The organism is Stenotrophomonas sp. 99219_Sma, assembly GCF_056480785.1.
In genome coordinates this window covers 2,707,159-2,723,005 of the sequence record NZ_CM151117.1, presented here as the reverse complement: position 1 = coordinate 2,723,005, position 15,847 = coordinate 2,707,159, and the positions used below count along the sequence as shown (strand labels likewise).

The 15,847-nt window shown below is 66.4% G+C and carries 16 protein-coding genes; 2 read left to right on the top strand and 14 right to left on the bottom strand.

What is annotated here, in order from left to right:
- Window positions 1-14 precede the first annotated feature (14 nt).
- On the bottom strand, window positions 15-839 hold the full coding sequence (locus tag ACZK13_RS12470) for an alpha/beta fold hydrolase (RefSeq protein ID WP_049423090.1): 825 nt from the start codon (window positions 837-839) through the stop codon (window positions 15-17).
- Between the two features lie 186 nt (window positions 840-1,025).
- Here ACZK13_RS12470 and ACZK13_RS12465 point away from each other — a divergent pair, with 186 nt between their 5' ends.
- On the top strand, window positions 1,026-1,412 hold the full coding sequence (locus ACZK13_RS12465) for a hypothetical protein (protein ID WP_478481737.1): 387 nt from the start codon (window positions 1,026-1,028) through the stop codon (window positions 1,410-1,412).
- Between the two features lie 69 nt (window positions 1,413-1,481).
- Here the strand turns inward: ACZK13_RS12465 and ACZK13_RS12460 are convergent, their stop codons facing one another.
- From ACZK13_RS12460 to ACZK13_RS12400, 13 genes are all read right to left on the bottom strand, one after another.
- Window positions 1,482-2,195, bottom strand: a complete 714-nt coding sequence (locus tag ACZK13_RS12460) for a DUF2968 domain-containing protein (RefSeq protein ID WP_478056729.1) — start codon at window positions 2,193-2,195, stop codon at window positions 1,482-1,484.
- A gap of 99 nt (window positions 2,196-2,294) precedes the next feature.
- A complete protein-coding gene (locus ACZK13_RS12455; protein ID WP_478481735.1) occupies window positions 2,295-4,454 on the bottom strand; it encodes a TadG family pilus assembly protein in 2,160 nt (719 codons plus the stop codon).
- An 8-nt stretch (window positions 4,455-4,462) separates the two neighbouring features.
- Window positions 4,463-4,921, bottom strand: coding sequence for a DUF3613 domain-containing protein (locus ACZK13_RS12450; protein ID WP_346485479.1), 459 nt, complete (start codon window positions 4,919-4,921; stop codon window positions 4,463-4,465).
- Window positions 4,918-5,814 (bottom strand): tetratricopeptide repeat protein, encoded by an 897-nt coding sequence (locus tag ACZK13_RS12445; RefSeq protein WP_478481733.1) that lies wholly within the window; start codon window positions 5,812-5,814, stop codon window positions 4,918-4,920. The genes ACZK13_RS12450 and ACZK13_RS12445 overlap by 4 nt, the downstream gene beginning before the upstream one ends.
- Window positions 5,814-6,749, bottom strand: coding sequence for a type II secretion system F family protein (locus ACZK13_RS12440; protein ID WP_346485482.1), 936 nt, complete (start codon window positions 6,747-6,749; stop codon window positions 5,814-5,816). The genes ACZK13_RS12445 and ACZK13_RS12440 overlap by 1 nt, the downstream gene beginning before the upstream one ends.
- A gap of 28 nt (window positions 6,750-6,777) precedes the next feature.
- Complete coding sequence (locus ACZK13_RS12435; RefSeq protein ID WP_346485484.1) at window positions 6,778-7,734, bottom strand: type II secretion system F family protein; 957 nt, start codon at window positions 7,732-7,734, stop codon at window positions 6,778-6,780.
- Between the two features lie 2 nt (window positions 7,735-7,736).
- A complete protein-coding gene (locus ACZK13_RS12430) occupies window positions 7,737-9,086 on the bottom strand; it encodes a TadA family conjugal transfer-associated ATPase (protein WP_049398477.1) in 1,350 nt (449 codons plus the stop codon).
- Window positions 9,071-10,327 (bottom strand): CpaE/TadZ family protein, encoded by a 1,257-nt coding sequence (locus tag ACZK13_RS12425; RefSeq protein ID WP_317618055.1) that lies wholly within the window; start codon window positions 10,325-10,327, stop codon window positions 9,071-9,073. The genes ACZK13_RS12430 and ACZK13_RS12425 overlap by 16 nt, the downstream gene beginning before the upstream one ends.
- A 27-nt stretch (window positions 10,328-10,354) precedes the next feature.
- Window positions 10,355-11,713 carry a type II and III secretion system protein family protein gene (locus ACZK13_RS12420; RefSeq protein WP_201116484.1) on the bottom strand — a complete coding sequence of 453 codons (1,359 nt, stop codon included), beginning with the start codon at window positions 11,711-11,713 and terminating at the stop codon, window positions 10,355-10,357.
- Window positions 11,714-11,731: 18 nt separating this feature from the next.
- A complete protein-coding gene (gene cpaB, locus ACZK13_RS12415; protein ID WP_478481730.1) occupies window positions 11,732-12,769 on the bottom strand; it encodes a Flp pilus assembly protein CpaB in 1,038 nt (345 codons plus the stop codon).
- A gap of 23 nt (window positions 12,770-12,792) precedes the next feature.
- A complete protein-coding gene (locus tag ACZK13_RS12410) occupies window positions 12,793-13,269 on the bottom strand; it encodes a TadE/TadG family type IV pilus assembly protein (RefSeq protein ID WP_049398481.1) in 477 nt (158 codons plus the stop codon).
- Window positions 13,266-13,811 (bottom strand): A24 family peptidase, encoded by a 546-nt coding sequence (locus ACZK13_RS12405; RefSeq protein WP_478481728.1) that lies wholly within the window; start codon window positions 13,809-13,811, stop codon window positions 13,266-13,268. Before ACZK13_RS12405 ends, ACZK13_RS12410 begins: the two co-directional genes overlap by 4 nt.
- A 66-nt stretch (window positions 13,812-13,877) precedes the next feature.
- Window positions 13,878-14,069: a Flp family type IVb pilin gene (locus tag ACZK13_RS12400; protein ID WP_019337868.1), complete on the bottom strand. Its 192-nt coding sequence runs from the start codon at window positions 14,067-14,069 to the stop codon at window positions 13,878-13,880.
- Window positions 14,070-14,755: 686 nt separating this feature from the next.
- On the opposite strand from ACZK13_RS12400, the gene ACZK13_RS12395 reads away from it, so the two are divergent.
- Window positions 14,756-15,736 carry an AraC family transcriptional regulator gene (locus tag ACZK13_RS12395; protein WP_253143719.1) on the top strand — a complete coding sequence of 327 codons (981 nt, stop codon included), beginning with the start codon at window positions 14,756-14,758 and terminating at the stop codon, window positions 15,734-15,736.
- Window positions 15,737-15,847 lie beyond the last annotated feature (111 nt).

Below are 15,847 nucleotides of genomic sequence, written 5' to 3'. Positions count from 1 at the left end.
GCCGCCGCAGTGCCTCACCCGCGTGCGAACGCCAGCAGGTCGGCGTTGAACCGGTCGGCGTGGGTGACGGTCAGGCCGTGCGGCGCACCGGCGTACACCTTCAACTCGGCGTCCTTGATGATCTGCGAGGACAGCTTGGCTGAGGCATCGAACGGCACGATCTGGTCGTCATCGCCATGCACCACCAGCGCTGGCACATCGATCTTCTTCAGGTCCTCGGTGTAATCCACTTCCGAGAATTCGTGCACGCAGTCGTACTGGCCCTTGACGCCACCGAGCATGCCCTGCAGCCAGAACGAATCACGCATGCCCTGGGTAACGCTGTTGCCGTCGCGGTTGGCGCCGAAGAACGGCGTGGTCAGGTCCTTGAAGAACTGCGAGCGGTCACCGCCGGTGCCCTTGCGGATGCCGTCGAAGACTTCCAGCGGGGTACCGGCCGGGTTGGCATCGGTCTTCAGCATCAGCGGCGGCACGGCGCCGACCAGCACCACCTTGGCCACGCGCTTGCTGCCGTGGCGCCCGATGTAATGGGCCACTTCGCCGCCACCGGTGGAGTGGCCGACCAGGATCGCGTCCTTCAGGTCCAGCGCCTCGAGCACGGCGGCCAGGTCGTCGGCGTAGGTGTCCATGTTGTTGCCGTCCCAGGTCTGGCTGGAGCGGCCGTGGCTGCGACGGTCGTGAGCGATCACGCGGAAGCCGTTCTGGCCCATGAACAGCATCTGCGGGTCCCAGGCATCGGACGACAGCGGCCAGCCGTGCGCGAACACGATCGGCTGGCCGGTACCCCAATCCTTGTAGAAGATGCGCGCGCCGTCGGCGACGGTGACGAAGTTGCTCATTGTGGTTTCCTTGACGGAAGGGAGGGAGGGCGCTGGCGTGGATGCCGGTGCCTCCGGCAGTACAGCGCAGCGCCAGACCCACGACTTGCACGGCTGTGCTGGATTACGCCGGATGTGACGTGTATCGCTCTGGCACGAAGCCGTGCCGGCATCGAGGATGGCGGCAGCCCTGACGAGGAGCCTGCAATGTCGAACGCGTGTTGGAGCCCGCTGTTGTACCTGCTGCTGGCCACGGGGGCGCATGCTCAGACCAACGTCTACAAATGTGTGGACGGGCCGCATCCGGTCTACCAGCAGACGCCGTGCCAGGGGCGCGCGGAATGGCGCTGGGAGGTGCCGGCGGAGCCGCCCTCGACAGGTGCGAGCGCGGCCAAGGCCGCGAGCCCAGCTTCAATGCGTCCGCGTGAGGTGCAGCAGCGGCGTGCGCGGGCTGCAGTGATACCGATCAGCGCGGATCCCGCCGCCTGTGAGCGCGCGCGGCAGCATCGTGGGAAGGTGCTGGCCAATGGCAAGCGCATGGACTTCGTGCAGCGCCGGCAACTGGACGATGCCGTGCATGAGGCGTGCCGTTGAAATGGAATGGTGCCGGAAACGACAACGGCGCCCGTAGGCGCCGTTGGACGGCACGCCAGGCGCTGGACCTCAGCGACCGTCGCTGGCGGCCGCCGGTGACGGCGAGGGCACGCTGTCCGGCTTGGGCAGACTCAGCTCCGGGTTGCCCTGTTCGGCCTGCAGGATCTGGATGCGGCGCTGCAGGGAATCCAGCTGGCTGTTGGTGCTCTGCACATCGCTGCTCAGGCTGACCGCCTGCTGCTGGGCCTGCTGCAGGGCAGCGCTGACCTGGGCCGACTGTGCCTGCTGCTGTTCCATTTCCTGCTGCAGCGTGCGCAGGCGCTCCTCATTGTAGGCCACCAGGCGCTCGGTATAGCGCTTGCCGGCTTCCAGTCGGGTGGTGTCGATGTAGACCTGGGCCAGCTGCTCTGACTGCTGCGCGAAGGTGCGGTAGACACGCTCGGCGTTGTCGACGGCATCGGTCTTGATCACCCGCCAGAAGTTCTTCTCCTGGAACAGGGCGACGTAATAGGTCAGGGTGTTGGCATTGAACAGCAGGCTGGCGCCGTAGTTGCCGTTGTAGGTGGTGCGCAGCTCGGTCAGCTGGCGGGCATCCATCAGCTGCTTGAGCTCGTCAACAGTGTTGCGCACCACCGGTGCGGTACGTGCGGCCGGCTCTGCGGCTGCTTCGCGGTCGCCACGGGCAGCCATCGCCGCCGGTGCCACCAGCATCATGGCCACGGCCAGCAGTGCCGCGCCGCGCGCGTGCCGGGCGAAGACCGCGCCCCCTGAAGTTTCTCGCATGTCTAGACCATCCACGGATGAGTGTGGGTTGAGATGAAGGTGGTTCCCCGCCGGGAGTCTAGCATGTGCGCGGGCGCCGCCAAGGGCGCCCGTCACGGGTCAGTAGACCAGCTGTGCGGGCGTGCACTGGATGGACTGGACATGCACATCCGTACGGCCCAGTTCCAGGCCCAGCACCTGCGCCAGCAGCGAGCGCAGCAGGGAGCCGACGCTGTTGAGCAGCGGCTTCAGGACGTCCAGGGCGGGCTTCAGCAGCAAGCACAGCAGGCCCGAACAACTGACCGGGCCATTGCCGGGGGCGGTGACGCCGTCGCCGGCGAACTGGTCCAGGAAGCCGGCATCGGCGGTCTGCAGGTAGGAAGTCAGGTTGTACTTCATGCAGTTGTTGTAGGTGGTGTCATCCAGCGCGCCAATCAGGCTGTTGCACTGCTTGACCAGCAGCCCACCCACAAGCGCTCCCAGTACGCCATCGAGGAGCCCCGAGCCAACCCCGGTCACTGCGTTGCGGAATCCTTGCCAGACCTTGCCGTCGACCATGCAGGTCACCAGCACACAGCTGGTAGGTACCCCCTTGGTGATGTCCCAGTTTCCAAGTGGTTTCAATCCCTGCGTGCTGTCTCCGAATTCCAGCAGCTTGATGGTTGCGTCAACATCGTATCGCTTGCGACCAACGTTGGCTGCTTTCAGGTAGCGATCGGCCAACTGCGCTGCGGTCGAGCCCTGGCTCATGCCATCGTCGCGCGGATCGAGCATGCCGGACAGTACGCGCAGCAGTTCGCTGACCAGCTCGGACACGGCGGTGCCCACCTCCAGGGAGTTGACCTGGGTTGAACCGGTCGCGCCGGCGGGGAGGGTGAGGCTTTGCGTGTCGGTCAGCGTATTGACCTTGATGCTGTCATTGATCAACGGGGCGCCGAGCAGTGTGAGCATCTGTTCCTTCTGCAGGGTGTCGCCACAGACATTCTGCTTGGAGAACCGCTCGCTGTCGGCCACCTTGCCGACGCAGGCGCGCAGTACGGAAGACTCTACCTTGATCGTCGCCGTGGGAGGCGTGCTGCCACATTGCAGGCTGGTCAGGGTCGCCATTGCATTGGTCACGTCCGCATGGACCGGCAGCTTCAGGCGGATGCCCAGCAGTGAAAGCACGCCGCCTGCAACGGGAATGTTGTTGGTGTCGATGTCGAGGAAGACACGGATCTGCGCGTTGTAAGCGCGCGAGCCAATGCCACCGATGGCGATGGACGGCGGTTCCACCACGGCGGCTTTGGCATTGACCAGGCCCAGCAGGTTGAGTTCATCGACCGAGACCGCACGGCCGCCATTGGCGATGCTGATGCTGGTGCCGATCAGGTCCAGCACATTGACATCGGCCTGCAGCGCGCTGGAAATCGTTCCATCCGGCGCGACCACGCGTGCGAACAGGCCGCCACCGCTGTCATCGGAGCCGAGTTTCACCTCCAGCTGCTTGAGGTCGATGCCCTTCACGACCAGGGCATTCTCCAGTGCACTCAGGTCCACGTGGGCAACGCCCTGCTGGGTGAGCAGGTCAACGGTCGCCTGAAGGATCTTGCCCAGCTTGACCTTGCGGCCGGCCAGCAGATTGTTGAACTCCGCCACGCCCATGTTGACGTCGATCGGAATGCCCAGTGCCTGCAGCAGTCCATTCGGGGTGATATGCGCCTGTGCAAGGCCGTCGTAGCCGAGCAGGGTGGTCTTGTCGAGGTCGGCGCCCACCAGTTTCAGGACATTTCCCAGTGGCGTGTTGCCATTGATGCGCAGCAGTTGCGAGCCGACACTGAAAACCGCCGCCGGTTCTGCACGGCGCGCCACCGCCTGGGCGGTCACGGTCGGCAGGCTGCTGTTCTGCCCGAAGAAGGGAAGCACCGCGCGGCGGGTGATGACACGGACGGCGTTGCGTTGATTCGCTGCATCGACGACCGGGCTGAAGTGCCCTTCGGTGGCGCGGGTCACGTTCCAGTTTCCGCAGCGGATTTCCAGGCTTCCTGCGAAGGTGTTCTGGGTGAGTGCGCTCTGCCGCGCAGCACTGTTGTCGCTGTTGTCCGAGGTGCACAGTTCCAGTCGCTGCGCTCCGGCCAGTGCGGCCAGATCAGCGACTTTCTGTGCATCGCGCTTGGCCCAGAACAGGTAACCGATCTCGATCAGGCCCAGCATCGCCAGCAGTGCCAGCATGACCAGCATCATGGTGATCGACATGCCGCCCCGTGGGCGGCTGAAACTGAACTGGCGTGGGCGTTTCATGGCCTACCTCAGCGTCCGGATGAGGATGATCCCTTGGACTTGGCGACATCGGCTTCAAAGAAGTCCGGGATCTCGTGTTCGAAACTCTTCATGTAGCGGGCGTAGCTCAGCGTCGCCTGGTCGCCGAGGATCGGCAGGTGCTGTCCGGCTTGTTGCCCCGATGCCTGCAGGCGGAACAGGTTGCGCGTGGTATCGCCGATCTGGCTGCGGCCGGGCCGCGGGGCTGCAGTGCTGCCGTCGGTGTTGGCCACTGCTGCAGGCGCCGCCTGCGGCACCGGTGCTGGCGGGGCCGCCAGGTCCACGGTGGGCAGTGACTCGGACTGCAGCGGCTGCGAAGACGACGCAGCCGGCGTGCTGCCGCCAAGCATCTGCCCGGTCAGCGGCTGTTGCTGCGCCTGCACGGCGGCGGCTGGCAGCAGGCAGATCAGAACGGGCAGCAGGCGTCGGGTCAGGGGCGTCGCGGTCATGGTGTGTTCCCGTTCGGGTGGTCGGAGGCGCTGAAGCGTTCCAGCATCGAGGGCGGCAGGCGCTGCGGATCGCGTTCATCGCGGCTGTCGCGGCGCGGTTCCGCCGCCAGTCGCGTGGCGCCGGGCGGGTTGCCGGCGGCATCGCTGACGAGAGCACGGGCAGTGGCCGGCACGACTGCGGCGGCTGCCGCTGCGGCCTGGCGCTGCTGCAGGCGGGTACGGATCTGCGCCGCCTGTTGCTGGATGCTGAGCCGGGTCTCGTCGTTGAGGTTCGCTTGCTGGGCGAGGCGTTCGGCAGTGGCGGTGTCGCCCCGCAGTACCGCCCAGAGGGCGAGGTTGGCGGTGGCCTTGGCATTGCCCGGCGACAGCTCCAGCGCCTTGGCCAGGGGTTCGCGCGCGCGCTCGAACTGCCCGGCGCGCAGCCGCGCATAGCCCAGGTCGCCGAGATAACTTGTATTCAATGGCTGCAGTTCGGTCGCCCGCGCCAACGCCTGCTCACTGCCGGCGTCGTCGTCGCGGCGCGCGGCAATCAGGCCCAGGCCATGGGCGGCCGCGGCGGCCTGGGGGCCACTGGAAAGATCGCGGTACAGGGTGACCGCGGCATCGGCCTGGCCGGTCTCGCGCAGCGCGTCGGCCTGCAGCAGGCGCAACGCCGGCGGATCGCCGTAGCGCTGGCGGAAGGCGTCGACGTGGGCGAGCGAGGCATACCATGCGCCTTGCTGCTGCATGCGCTCGATCAGCTCCAGGTAGGCATTGCGGCTGTCCTGCGGTGCCGGTTCGGGCGCGGCCAGGCTGGGCGCGCGCAGGTACTTCGGCGTGGTCGATGCACAGCCGCTGGCGCCGGCAACGGCAGCCAGGGCAACAATCAGGCAGGAAGTGCGCAGGGCAGGCATCAGGGGGACCCCATCTTGGACATGGTGGTGGCCAGCGCGACCAGCGCCGGACCGGCAAGGACCAGCATCAACGCTGGCAGCAGGGTCAGCATCATCACCACGGTCATCTTCACCGAGAGCTTGCCGACCTTTTCCTTCAGCGTGTTGCGACGCTGTTCGCGCAGGCGGACGCTGAACTGCCGCAGGGGCTCCTGCACCGCGCCGCCATGGGCGTGCACCTGCAGGATCAGCTGCATCAGGCTGGTCAGGTCATCGTCGGCATAGACCTCGCTCAGCCGGCGCAGGGATTGTGCGCGCGTGCGGCCGTGGGTATAGGCGATGTTGGCCTCCTGCAGCTCGCCGCCGAGGACCGGCAATGCATCGCGCAGCTTGTCGCCGAGCGTCTGCAGGCTCTGGTCCATGCTGAAGCCCACGCCTTGCAGCAGACGCAGCAGGTCGATCAGCAGCGGCAGCTCGTTGTCGACCGCTCGTCGGCGCCGTTTCACCCAGGAGGAGAGAACGAACTTGGGCAGCAGCAGGCCGGCGGCGAGGGCGCCGATGATCACCATTATCCTGGCCAGCCCGGTGACGCTGCTGAATGTCAGCACCAGTACCAGCACCAGCACGGCCAGCAGCAGGCGCAGGCCGAGGTAGATGGCCGTACCGCGGCGGGTGTTCCACCCGGCCAGATCCAACAGCAGCCGGTCTTCATTGGCCAGCAACGCCGTTTCCAGCCGGCCGCCGCTGAGGGCACGGCCGAAGCGTTCCAGCCAGCCCAGCGAATCGTGCCGCGCAGGCTCGGTGTCACGGGACGCCTCGCGCGGCTGCAGGGCGGTCTTCAAGGTGGCCGTTGTACGTTGCTCACGATGGCTGCGTACCCAGCCGCCGATACCGAGCAGGGCGATACCGGCGGCCAGCACGAGCAGGGAGAGGGCGAACCAGGCGCTGGCGCTCATCGGTTGTCTCCGGCGGGGCGAAGGGGGTTCATAGCGACTTGGCCAAGCGATACAGCAGGAAGCCACCGACAAGTTCCATGCCCAGTGCAAGCAGCAGGATCTTGTGGCCGAGCGGATCGTGCAGCACCGGCTGGAAGAAGTCCGGGCTGGTGATCGCCATCAATACCGCGCAGGCCGGTGGCAACAGGCCTAGCACCCACGCTGACATCCGCGTCTCCGAGGTGGTCGCTGCAAGCTCCTGCTGGGCCTGTTCCAGATCGCGCATGAAATCGCCCATGCGCTGCAGGATCTGGTCGGAGCGCCCGCCGATGCGCACGCTGACACCGATCACCACCGACAACACCTTCAGCACATCCATGCGATAGGGATGCGAGGCCTGTGCGAGTGCACGGTCCAGCTCCATGCCGCTGCGTGCAAAGCGCACCGTGGTGTCCAGCAGCCCGCGCAACGGCGCGCTCGTCTGCATCGACGCAACCTGGAACGCGGCCTGCAGGCTGTTGCCCAGTGCGGTCAGCCGCACCAGGTTGTCGAGGAAGTCCGGCAGCTGATGCAGCAGTTGCGCACGCAGCTTCGTGGTCCGCCGCATCACCCACAGCCAGCAGCCAAGCAGGTACAGCAGCAGGGTCAGCGGAAACATCCATGCGGTGCCCAGCCGCAGCATCGCCACCACCGACAGTACCAGCCCCGGTACCAGCAGCATGATGGGAATTTTCCAGCCGGTCGGCAGCCCTGCGCGCTGCAGCAGGCCATCCAGCGGCAGCACGCGGCGCCCGGCGCTGGCGGGCCGCGCCGGGTCGTTGGCAGCGGTGACGGACGGCCCGGCGGGTGCTCCGCCCGTGGCGCTTCCGCGCGAAAGCTGCTGCTCGGCGTGCCGCATTGAAACCTGGCGCTGCTCACGGCTGCTGGCCGTGCCCCACAGCCAGGCTGCCAGCGCCAGCAGCACCGCGATGATGCTCAGCATGCCCAGCAGCGCGCCGGTTCCCATGCTCAGAAGTCTCCGTAGAGCGATTCGCGCAGCTGCTGGCGGAACGGCTCCAGCTTGTGCGAGTGCGGATGGAAGCCCAGCCCGACCCAGCGATCGATCTCTTTGCCGTTGCCGTCGATCTGCAGCTCGTGGCGGAACATTTCCTGGGTGGTGATCAGGTTGTCGCTGACCCCGGTGATCTCGGTGATCGAGACCAGCACGCGGCGCCCGCTGCCCAGGCGCGAGATCTGCACGATGAAGTCGATGGCACTGGCAATCTGCCGGCGCAGGCTGTCCTCGCTGCCCTGGAAGCCGGCAAAGCCGGCCAGCATCTCGATCCGGTACAGGCAGTCGCGGGGCGAATTGGCGTGGATGGTGGCCATCGAGCCGTCGTGGCCGGTGTTCATCGCCTGCAGCATTTCCAGCACCTCGGCACCGCGTACCTCGCCGACGACGATGCGGTCGGGGCGCATGCGCAGGCTGTTGCGGACCAGATCGCGGATGCTGACCGCACCGTGGCCTTCGGCGCCGCCGATACGGCTTTCCAGGCGAACTACATGCGGGTGGTTGAGCGAGAGCTCGGCGGTGTCTTCGACGGTGATCACGCGCTCGTTCGCGGGGACGTAGCTGGCCAGGGCGTTCAGCAGCGAGGTCTTGCCCGAGCTGGTTCCGCCGGACACCAGGATGTTGCAGCGCCCCAGTACCATCGCCTTCAGCAAGGCCTGCATCGGCGCATCGAAGGTGCCCTTGGCCAGCAGTTCATCGGGGGTGAACGGGTCCTTGCGGAACTTGCGGATGGACACCATCGGTCCATCCACCGCCAGTGGCGAGATGATCGCGTTGAGACGGCCGCCGTTGGGCAGGCGCGCATCGACCATCGGATTGGAGTCATCCAGGCGGCGCCCAAGCGGGGCGAGGATGCGGCGCAGGATGCGCAGCAGATGCGTATCGTCGGTGAAGCGCTGGGTGGCCCGCTTGAGCTGGCCGCCCTGGGACACGTGCACATCCTTGAAACCGTTGATCAGGATGTCTTCGATGGACGGGTCGTGCAGCAGGTCGTCCAGCGGGCCGAAGCCGGTCAGCTCCTTGACCAGGCCGTCGGCAACCACCTGCATCTCCTCTTCGTTGATCGGGATGCGCCACTCCTGGATGAAGCCCACCGTCTGCACCTGCACCCAGCGGGCGATGGTGTCGGGGGCCCAGGAATCGATGTCGATGCGCTCGTCCTCGATGCTGTTGAGCAGGTGCTCATGCGCGGCCGACAGCACCTTCTGGTACTGCTCGGTCTGCGCGAACGGCTGATGGCCCGGCGAGCTTTCGGGCAGCACCGGCCGGGCAACGGCATGCGGGAACGGGGTTACCTTGTCTTCCATTGCGATCCACCCAGGGCAAGGGAGAGTCTTTCCCGCAGGCCCTGCGCCTGGACCGGGCAGGCAGCCGGATCCAGGCGCGAAACCAGCGGAGCGAGGGCACGCAGGTAGGGGTCGCGCGGCGCATCCTGCAGCAGCAGGTGACCCTGGCTGGCAGCCAGGCGCACGCGCGGTCGTTCGGGAAGCGTGGCCAGCAGGGGAACCTCGAAGCGGCGCGCGATCTGCTCCGGGCTCATGCCGCTGCTGTCATCGTGGCGGTTGATCACCAGCTGCAGGCGCTTCTCGCGTTCGCGCTGCCCGGCAAGATGCTTCAGTGCCTGGTCGAGCGACACCAGCGTGGCAATGGAGGCATCGGTGACCAGCCAGATCTCGTCGGCCTGGTCCAGCAGCAGCGGCGGCAGCTGTCGCAGCGGGCAGCCACCGGCATCACACAGCACGCTGGCGAACACGGTGCGCAGGCGCTGCAGCAGCGCACCCGGATCGGACGGCGGTACCGCATCGCTGCCGCTGGCGCGGTCCAGCAGCACCAGTCCGGAATCGTGACGGGCCATGGCCGTACGGGCGAGGGTGGCGTCGATGCGGCTGGCGTTGCGCAGCGCGTCTTCGTAGTGGAAGCGGCTGTCCAGGTTGAGGTACAGGGCGAGGTCGCCCGAAGGCTGGGCCAGCTCCATCAGCAGGCCATCCTGCTGCAGTGCCTCGCCCTGTGCCAGTGCACGGGTCTGCTGTGCCAGCACCGCAAGATGCGCGGCCAGCGTACTGGTGCCGACCCCGGCGCGCACGCCCAGCAGGACGATCAGGCGGGCCTTGTGCGCCTGCTGCGCGGCGGCGGCCGGTCGTGGTGACAGGGCGCGACGCAGCGCGGCCTCGATGCCGACGTTGTCGCTGTCCAGGTCCAGCACATCACGCAGGCCCGCCCGCAATGCGATGACAACGCCTTCCACCTGGCCGGCACTGGTGGCACCGACTGCAACCAATGCCAGATCCGGCTCGGTCTGCTGCAGTTGCTGCGCCAGCACGCTGGAGGCGGCCGCATGTTCCGGGCGGAAGTCGAGCAGCACAAGGCTCTGCGGCCCGCGTTGCAGGTCCTGGGCGGAGGTCGGCGTGCTGCTGTCCTGCCAGTGCAGGGTGGTGGTTGGCGGCAGTTTCGCCGCCAGCCGGGGCAGCAGTTCGCGATCCATTCCGTACAGGACCAGGTTCATCGGCGGTCCTTGCGGATGCAGCGGCTGGGCAGTGGCGTAGGGCATGGGCGTGGTATCGCAGGCATCATGGAATCAGCGTGAGAAGCCGGGCACCGGGTCCTGGCTGATCGGACCCAGCAGCCAGGCGCCCCATTCGGGCATGTGCGGCTTGGCCTCGCGGTCGCCGGGCAGCGGCAGCTCGGTGTTGCGTGCCAGCGGCTTCACCAGGCGTGGCGTGACGATGATCACCAGTTCCTTGTCCTGGCGCTTGTAGTCGAAGTTGCGGAAGAACGAGCCGATGATCGGCAGGTCACCCAGCAGCGGGATCTTGCCGACGCTGGAAACCACGTTGGAACTGACCAGGCCACCGATCACGAAGCTCTCGCCATCGCCCAGTTCGACCGTGGTGTCGGCGCGGCGGGTGGTGATGGAGGGAATCTGCACGCCGTTGAGCGCGATGGCGTTGCTGTAGTCCAGGTCGCTGGCTTCCGGTGCGACTTTGAGGGCGATGCGGTTCGGTGCCAGTACCGTCGGTGTCACGGTCAGGCCGATGCCGAAGGGCTTGTAGGTGATGGTGGTGGTGCCCAGCCCCTGCGGTTCCAGGATCGGCAGCTCGCCGCCGGCCAGGAAACTGGCGCTCTGCCCGGACAGCGCGACCAGTGTCGGCTCGGCCAGCACACGCGCCATGCCATTGCTCTGCAGCAGGTCGACGTCGGCATTCCACAGGCCCTTGGTCGAGCCGAACACCAGGCGGAAGGCCGAAGAAATGGGCGATTCGGCTTCGTTGCCGGAGTTGCCTTCCTTCATGCCGGGCAGGATGCCGGTATTGCCCGGCAGCTGGCCGCCCGGGCGGGCGAAGCCGTAGGCGAAGTTGCCATTGCGGTTCTGGAAGCTGATGCCGATCTGCTTCAGTGCGGTCTTGTTGAACTCGACCACCTTGACTTCGACCTGGACCACGCCGCCGCTGCTCACTGTGGATGCGTCGGCAAGCAGGCCATCCTTGCCCAGGGCCATGGCGGCAGTCTTCTGCGCCTGCATGTGCGACAGCACGCTCTCGGTGCTTCCCTGCAGCAGGCCCTGATTGTCCTGCTGGGTGAATACCAGCCCGTTCGCGCCGGCGTCGGCGGCACCCTGCACCGCACTTTGTACCCGCACCTGCAGGCGCTGTGGTTCGGTCTGCTTGCGGTGCCAGAGCAGGAGCGTGGTGGTGCCCGGCGCCTTGCCGACCAGCAGGGCCTGGCGCTGGCCGCGCAGCATCACGATATCGGCCACGCCCGGATCGGCAATGGCGACCCGCTCCAGATCGCCCGGCAGCGTCCAGGGGCGCTGCTCACGCGCCTGCAGCACCAGGTCGTCGGCGGCCACGCTTGTCGCCGGTGCCAGCAGCACCAGCAGCAGGGCCAGCCAGCGCTGGCGGGGGGAAGGGCGTGGACTGCGGCGACGTTCGGTCATGGATGCGCTCGATGCAGGTCAAAGGGAACCACGGGGGGTGGAGCTGTCACCTCGGATGATTTCGATGCCCGATGCGCGTGGGGCGCTGCGGCGTGGTGCGGGTACGCGTGCCGGGGCATCCTGGGTGCTGCGCGCGGGCGCGTTGCTGCGGCCGGCCAATGCATCGCCGTCGATGCCGGCGAAGGCGTGATTCTCTGGCCGCTGCAGCGCAAGCTGCTGTTCCGCATCCAGGCCACGCAGTGGATCAATCACCCCGCGTGCCTGCGGGAACAGCGCCAGATCGGGCTGGCCGGAATCGGCAGGGTTGCGCAGGGCGAGGAACAGCTTGCCCTGCTGTGCACCCAGCAGCAGCCGGTTGGCATCGGCCACCGGCACCGCCAGTACCGCGCTGCGTGCCGGCTGGGCGGTCCCGCTGCCCGTGCTCTGGGTGCTGCTGCTTCCGGTGATGTCGGCGGCGCGTGGATCGTTGCGGCCATCGGCCTCGTTGCTGGAAACAGCGTCATGGTTGGCCGGGGCGATGTCCTGTTGGCCATAGCTGAGCACGCGCAGGCGCGACAGCAGCAGGCGCGTCTGTGCTGCGTCGGCCGGGCCGCCGGCAGTGGATTGGGCAGTGCGCAGGTTGAGGAACACGTCGACGAAATCACCGGGCAGGATGCGGTTGCCGGCCCCCACCAGCTCGTCGACCGGGACCGCCAGTGCGCGTTCCCCGGGGCGCAGCTGCAGCGAGAATCCCTGCGCGAGTGCATTGCTGCTGATCGCCGTGCCTTCGGCGATGTCCTGCACCGGCACCTTTCCGACCACGGCGGAAATGCTGGTGGCGGCACCGGCAACCGGGGCGCTGCGCTGTGCGAGACGCAATCCGTTGGCAGAGATCGGTTCGCCGGCCGGCAGTCGCGCCACCGCTTCCACCACGGTGATCGTCTGGGCTTCGCTCTGCGCTACCGGGGCAACCGTGGCCGGTGCGGCCGGCTTGCGCCCGATCATCAAGGCGATCACCGCCAGCAGCACGGCCAGCCCGATCAGGGCGACGGCAGCAATGCGGGTCAACTTGAGCATGGAACCGTCTCCTGTACCGAACGTCAGTTGCCGCTGCCGAGGTCGAGCTGAGCGACCGCGACGCTGCGGATGGGAGCCCGCATCACCCACTTGTAAAGCGTGGCGGTGCCGGGCAGGAAGGGATGGCTTGCGTAGTCGTAGCTGACCGTCACGGTCATGCACTGGGCGCTGGCCAGTCCGGCGCAGGGGGCCTGCGCGGAGACCAGAATGGCGTTGTTTCCGCCATTGCTGCAGTCGACCGGCTGACCCGAGAAGTTCAGCAGCCACTGCATCGAACTACGCGCCGCAACGCAGGCGGCGGTACGGCGTTCGTTGGCGCTGCCATAGCGCAGCGATGCACGTGCACCCTCGGCCGAGGCGGTTGCCAACGTCTGCTGGGCCGCCATGATCATTACGCCGGAGAATGTGAACAGCAGCAGCGGCAGCAGGCCCAGCATCAACATCAGCGCGAACTCGATGCTGGCCGCGCCACGTTGCCGGCGTCGGTTGTGGATGTTCATGCCACGCCTCCGTACGTGCTGATCAGGACCCAGGCGATGGCGGATACCGCCAGGTAGGCGGCGTAGGGAATGCCTTGGCGTCCCTGGCGGGCGCTCTGCATCCCGCGCAGCGCCGGGTGCGAATGCCATTGCGAACTTGCCCGAAGCATATGGGTTTGAAGGCCGATGGGCAGTACTGGGCCCAACCGTCGCGATACCAGCACCAGTGCGGCATGTGCGCCCGCTGCCAGGCTGGCCGCGATCCAGATCGGCAGCAGTGCCTGCCAGCCCAGCATCAATCCCAGTACCGAAAAGAATTTGACATCACCGGCGCCCATCCAGCGCACTGCATGGAAAGGCAGCAATGCGACCAGGCCGAGCGCCGCGCCGGCAACGTGGGAAGCCCACGGCAGGCGCGGCGCGTTGAACTGTCCGGCGATGAGCACGACAACGGTGATCGTGCATGCGGACAGCAGCCAGGCGTTGGGCACCCGACGGGCGTACAGATCGCTGATCGCGATCCGCAGGCACACACCGATGGCCAGCAATCCCAGCAGTGTCATCGCACCCTCCATTGTCCGTCAGTGGACGCTCAGCAGTTGCTGTCCCTGATCAGCCTGGGACGCGGCTCAGGCCGGCGTGTTGCCCGATGCCTTGTCGGCAAGCTTGGTGAGATTCTCAAAGAGCGTTTCGAAGAAATCCTTGATCTGCGTGCTGCCCAGTGCGATCAGGACACCCGCAATCACAGCCGCCAGCAGGCCGTACTCGAGTGCAGTGACGCCATCTTCTTCCTTCAGGAACTTGCGGATCGATGCGTTCATGACGTTTGTCTCCCTCTACCTGTCTGCTACAGGACACCTGGTGGGCGGTGGCCCGGCTCCGCCGGGATCGTCCGTGGACCTCCGCACGTCCTGGCGGAGGAGGCACGGCGGGATGGACCCGCTGTGCTCAAGCAGGGTGATCGTTTCCAGGCGGGACGCCGTTCGCGCAACCGCGACCGCGCGGCGCGGGGCCGGTGGTCGACGTGTCGAGCGATACGTGCATGGTCATGCTGTCCCCCTGGGTGCGGTCATTATCAAAGACCGGATCACCGTGTTATCGACTTTGCCTGAATGGCGGCCGGCTGCAACCGGAACCTATATGCAAATTCGGCAGAATCCCATTGCTCCTTAATTTTCAAGCCGGGTTCTGTGACGGAAATCCGTTCGCCCGCACAACGATTCATCGACGTGCAGATAATGTGAGGCAGGCTTCAGGTCGCATGCGAAAACTGTGCCAAACGCGACATTCTGATTTTCACCTCTGTATCCATCTTATTCAACGCGGTGCAGATGTTTACCCCGTTGAATTATCGGGCATACTCGCATTCAAGTACTCGCGTTTCTTTTGGGGTGCGCACCTTGGCGGCGCGCATCCCGGTGATGGAAGAGATTCCATGAGAGGTGCGCGCCCTGTCAGGCAGTGGGGGCCGTACCGCACGGCGGATAATCGGGGGGACGACACTGTCATGGTCGATGGTGGGGTAGGAGACAGCGACGACAGCGGCCTGCGGTCGATCGACCTGGCGACGCTGAGCGGCGTGCTTCGTGTATGTGATGTCGAACTGCTTCTGCTCGATGGCAATGGGCCGCGGGCGGCCTTCGCGTCACGCGTGCACGAGGAGGCGTTGTTCTGCAGCATCAGCTGTGGATTCCATTGCCGTGGACGTTTCATGCTGCCGCCGGACTGGGCGATGCTGGGGTATCTGCATGCGACCGATGAAACCCTGAGCTGGTGCCATGGCGTACCGCTTTCCCCTGGGATGGCGCTGACCGTGATGCCCGAGGGCATCAGCGAGTTCACCCTGAGCCCGGGCACGCATATGACCCTGATGCTGGTGCCGGTGGCACGGGTGCAACGCAAGCTGACCGAATTGAGCCTGCGCAGCACGCCGCCGGCCGGACAGGCGCTTTCACTGTTCAATCTCGCCAGCGAGGCCGCCCCGCTGGCACAGCATTACCAGCAGCTGCACCTGCAGCTGGGCCAGGGCACGGGCCTGCAGCCGGAAGAAACCGAGCGGCTGCTGCACGAACACGTGCAGGCACTGCTGGGTGCGGGTTCCGCTGAACGCCCAGGTTGCAGCCGTGCGCGGCGCACGCATTATCTGATCGCACAGCGGGCGGAAAACTTCATGCGCCTCAACCTGCGCCGCAATATCTACATGAATGAGATCTGCGACGCTGCCGGTGTCAGTGAGCGTGGGTTGCGCTACGCGTTCGAGGACCTGTTCGGTACGTCGCCCAATCGTTACCTGTCGATGCTGCGCCTGTGCGCAGCCTGCCGCAGCCTGTCGATGGCCGATTCCAGCCGCCGTTCGGTCAAGGCCATCGCCCTCAGTTGTGGCCTGTGGGACCTTTCGCGTTTCGCCGACAACTACCGCAAGGTCTTCGGTGAACTGCCGCGTGACACGCTGATGCGCGCACCCGCGCAGATCGGCCAGCCCGCCTGATCCAGGCCCCATAAGGGTTTCCCGGCGGTTCCTGCCGGAATTGCATATCCGCTTGCCGATATGGTTGCCGCTTCTGCATAACTGGCTGCCGATTCCGACCGTGGATTTGCC

Excerpts from the sequence above, each read along its gene's own strand:
- ACZK13_RS12470 (WP_049423090.1), bottom strand. The coding sequence starts at position 839 with ATGAGCAACTTCGTCACCGTCGCCGACGGCGCGCGCATCTTCTACAAG.
- ACZK13_RS12465 (WP_478481737.1), top strand. The coding sequence starts at position 1,026 with ATGTCGAACGCGTGTTGGAGCCCGCTGTTGTACCTGCTGCTGGCCACG.
- ACZK13_RS12460 (WP_478056729.1), bottom strand. The coding sequence starts at position 2,195 with ATGCGAGAAACTTCAGGGGGCGCGGTCTTCGCCCGGCACGCGCGCGGC.
- ACZK13_RS12455 (WP_478481735.1), bottom strand. The coding sequence starts at position 4,454 with ATGAAACGCCCACGCCAGTTCAGTTTCAGCCGCCCACGGGGCGGCATG.
- ACZK13_RS12450 (WP_346485479.1), bottom strand. The coding sequence starts at position 4,921 with ATGACCGCGACGCCCCTGACCCGACGCCTGCTGCCCGTTCTGATCTGC.
- ACZK13_RS12445 (WP_478481733.1), bottom strand. The coding sequence starts at position 5,814 with ATGCCTGCCCTGCGCACTTCCTGCCTGATTGTTGCCCTGGCTGCCGTT.
- ACZK13_RS12440 (WP_346485482.1), bottom strand. The coding sequence starts at position 6,749 with ATGAGCGCCAGCGCCTGGTTCGCCCTCTCCCTGCTCGTGCTGGCCGCC.
- ACZK13_RS12435 (WP_346485484.1), bottom strand. The coding sequence starts at position 7,734 with ATGGGAACCGGCGCGCTGCTGGGCATGCTGAGCATCATCGCGGTGCTG.
- ACZK13_RS12430 (WP_049398477.1), bottom strand. The coding sequence starts at position 9,086 with ATGGAAGACAAGGTAACCCCGTTCCCGCATGCCGTTGCCCGGCCGGTG.
- ACZK13_RS12425 (WP_317618055.1), bottom strand. The coding sequence starts at position 10,327 with ATGCCCTACGCCACTGCCCAGCCGCTGCATCCGCAAGGACCGCCGATG.
- ACZK13_RS12420 (WP_201116484.1), bottom strand. The coding sequence starts at position 11,713 with ATGACCGAACGTCGCCGCAGTCCACGCCCTTCCCCCCGCCAGCGCTGG.
- cpaB (WP_478481730.1), bottom strand. The coding sequence starts at position 12,769 with ATGCTCAAGTTGACCCGCATTGCTGCCGTCGCCCTGATCGGGCTGGCC.
- ACZK13_RS12410 (WP_049398481.1), bottom strand. The coding sequence starts at position 13,269 with ATGAACATCCACAACCGACGCCGGCAACGTGGCGCGGCCAGCATCGAG.
- ACZK13_RS12405 (WP_478481728.1), bottom strand. The coding sequence starts at position 13,811 with ATGACACTGCTGGGATTGCTGGCCATCGGTGTGTGCCTGCGGATCGCG.
- ACZK13_RS12400 (WP_019337868.1), bottom strand. The coding sequence starts at position 14,069 with ATGAACGCATCGATCCGCAAGTTCCTGAAGGAAGAAGATGGCGTCACT.
- ACZK13_RS12395 (WP_253143719.1), top strand. The coding sequence starts at position 14,756 with ATGGTCGATGGTGGGGTAGGAGACAGCGACGACAGCGGCCTGCGGTCG.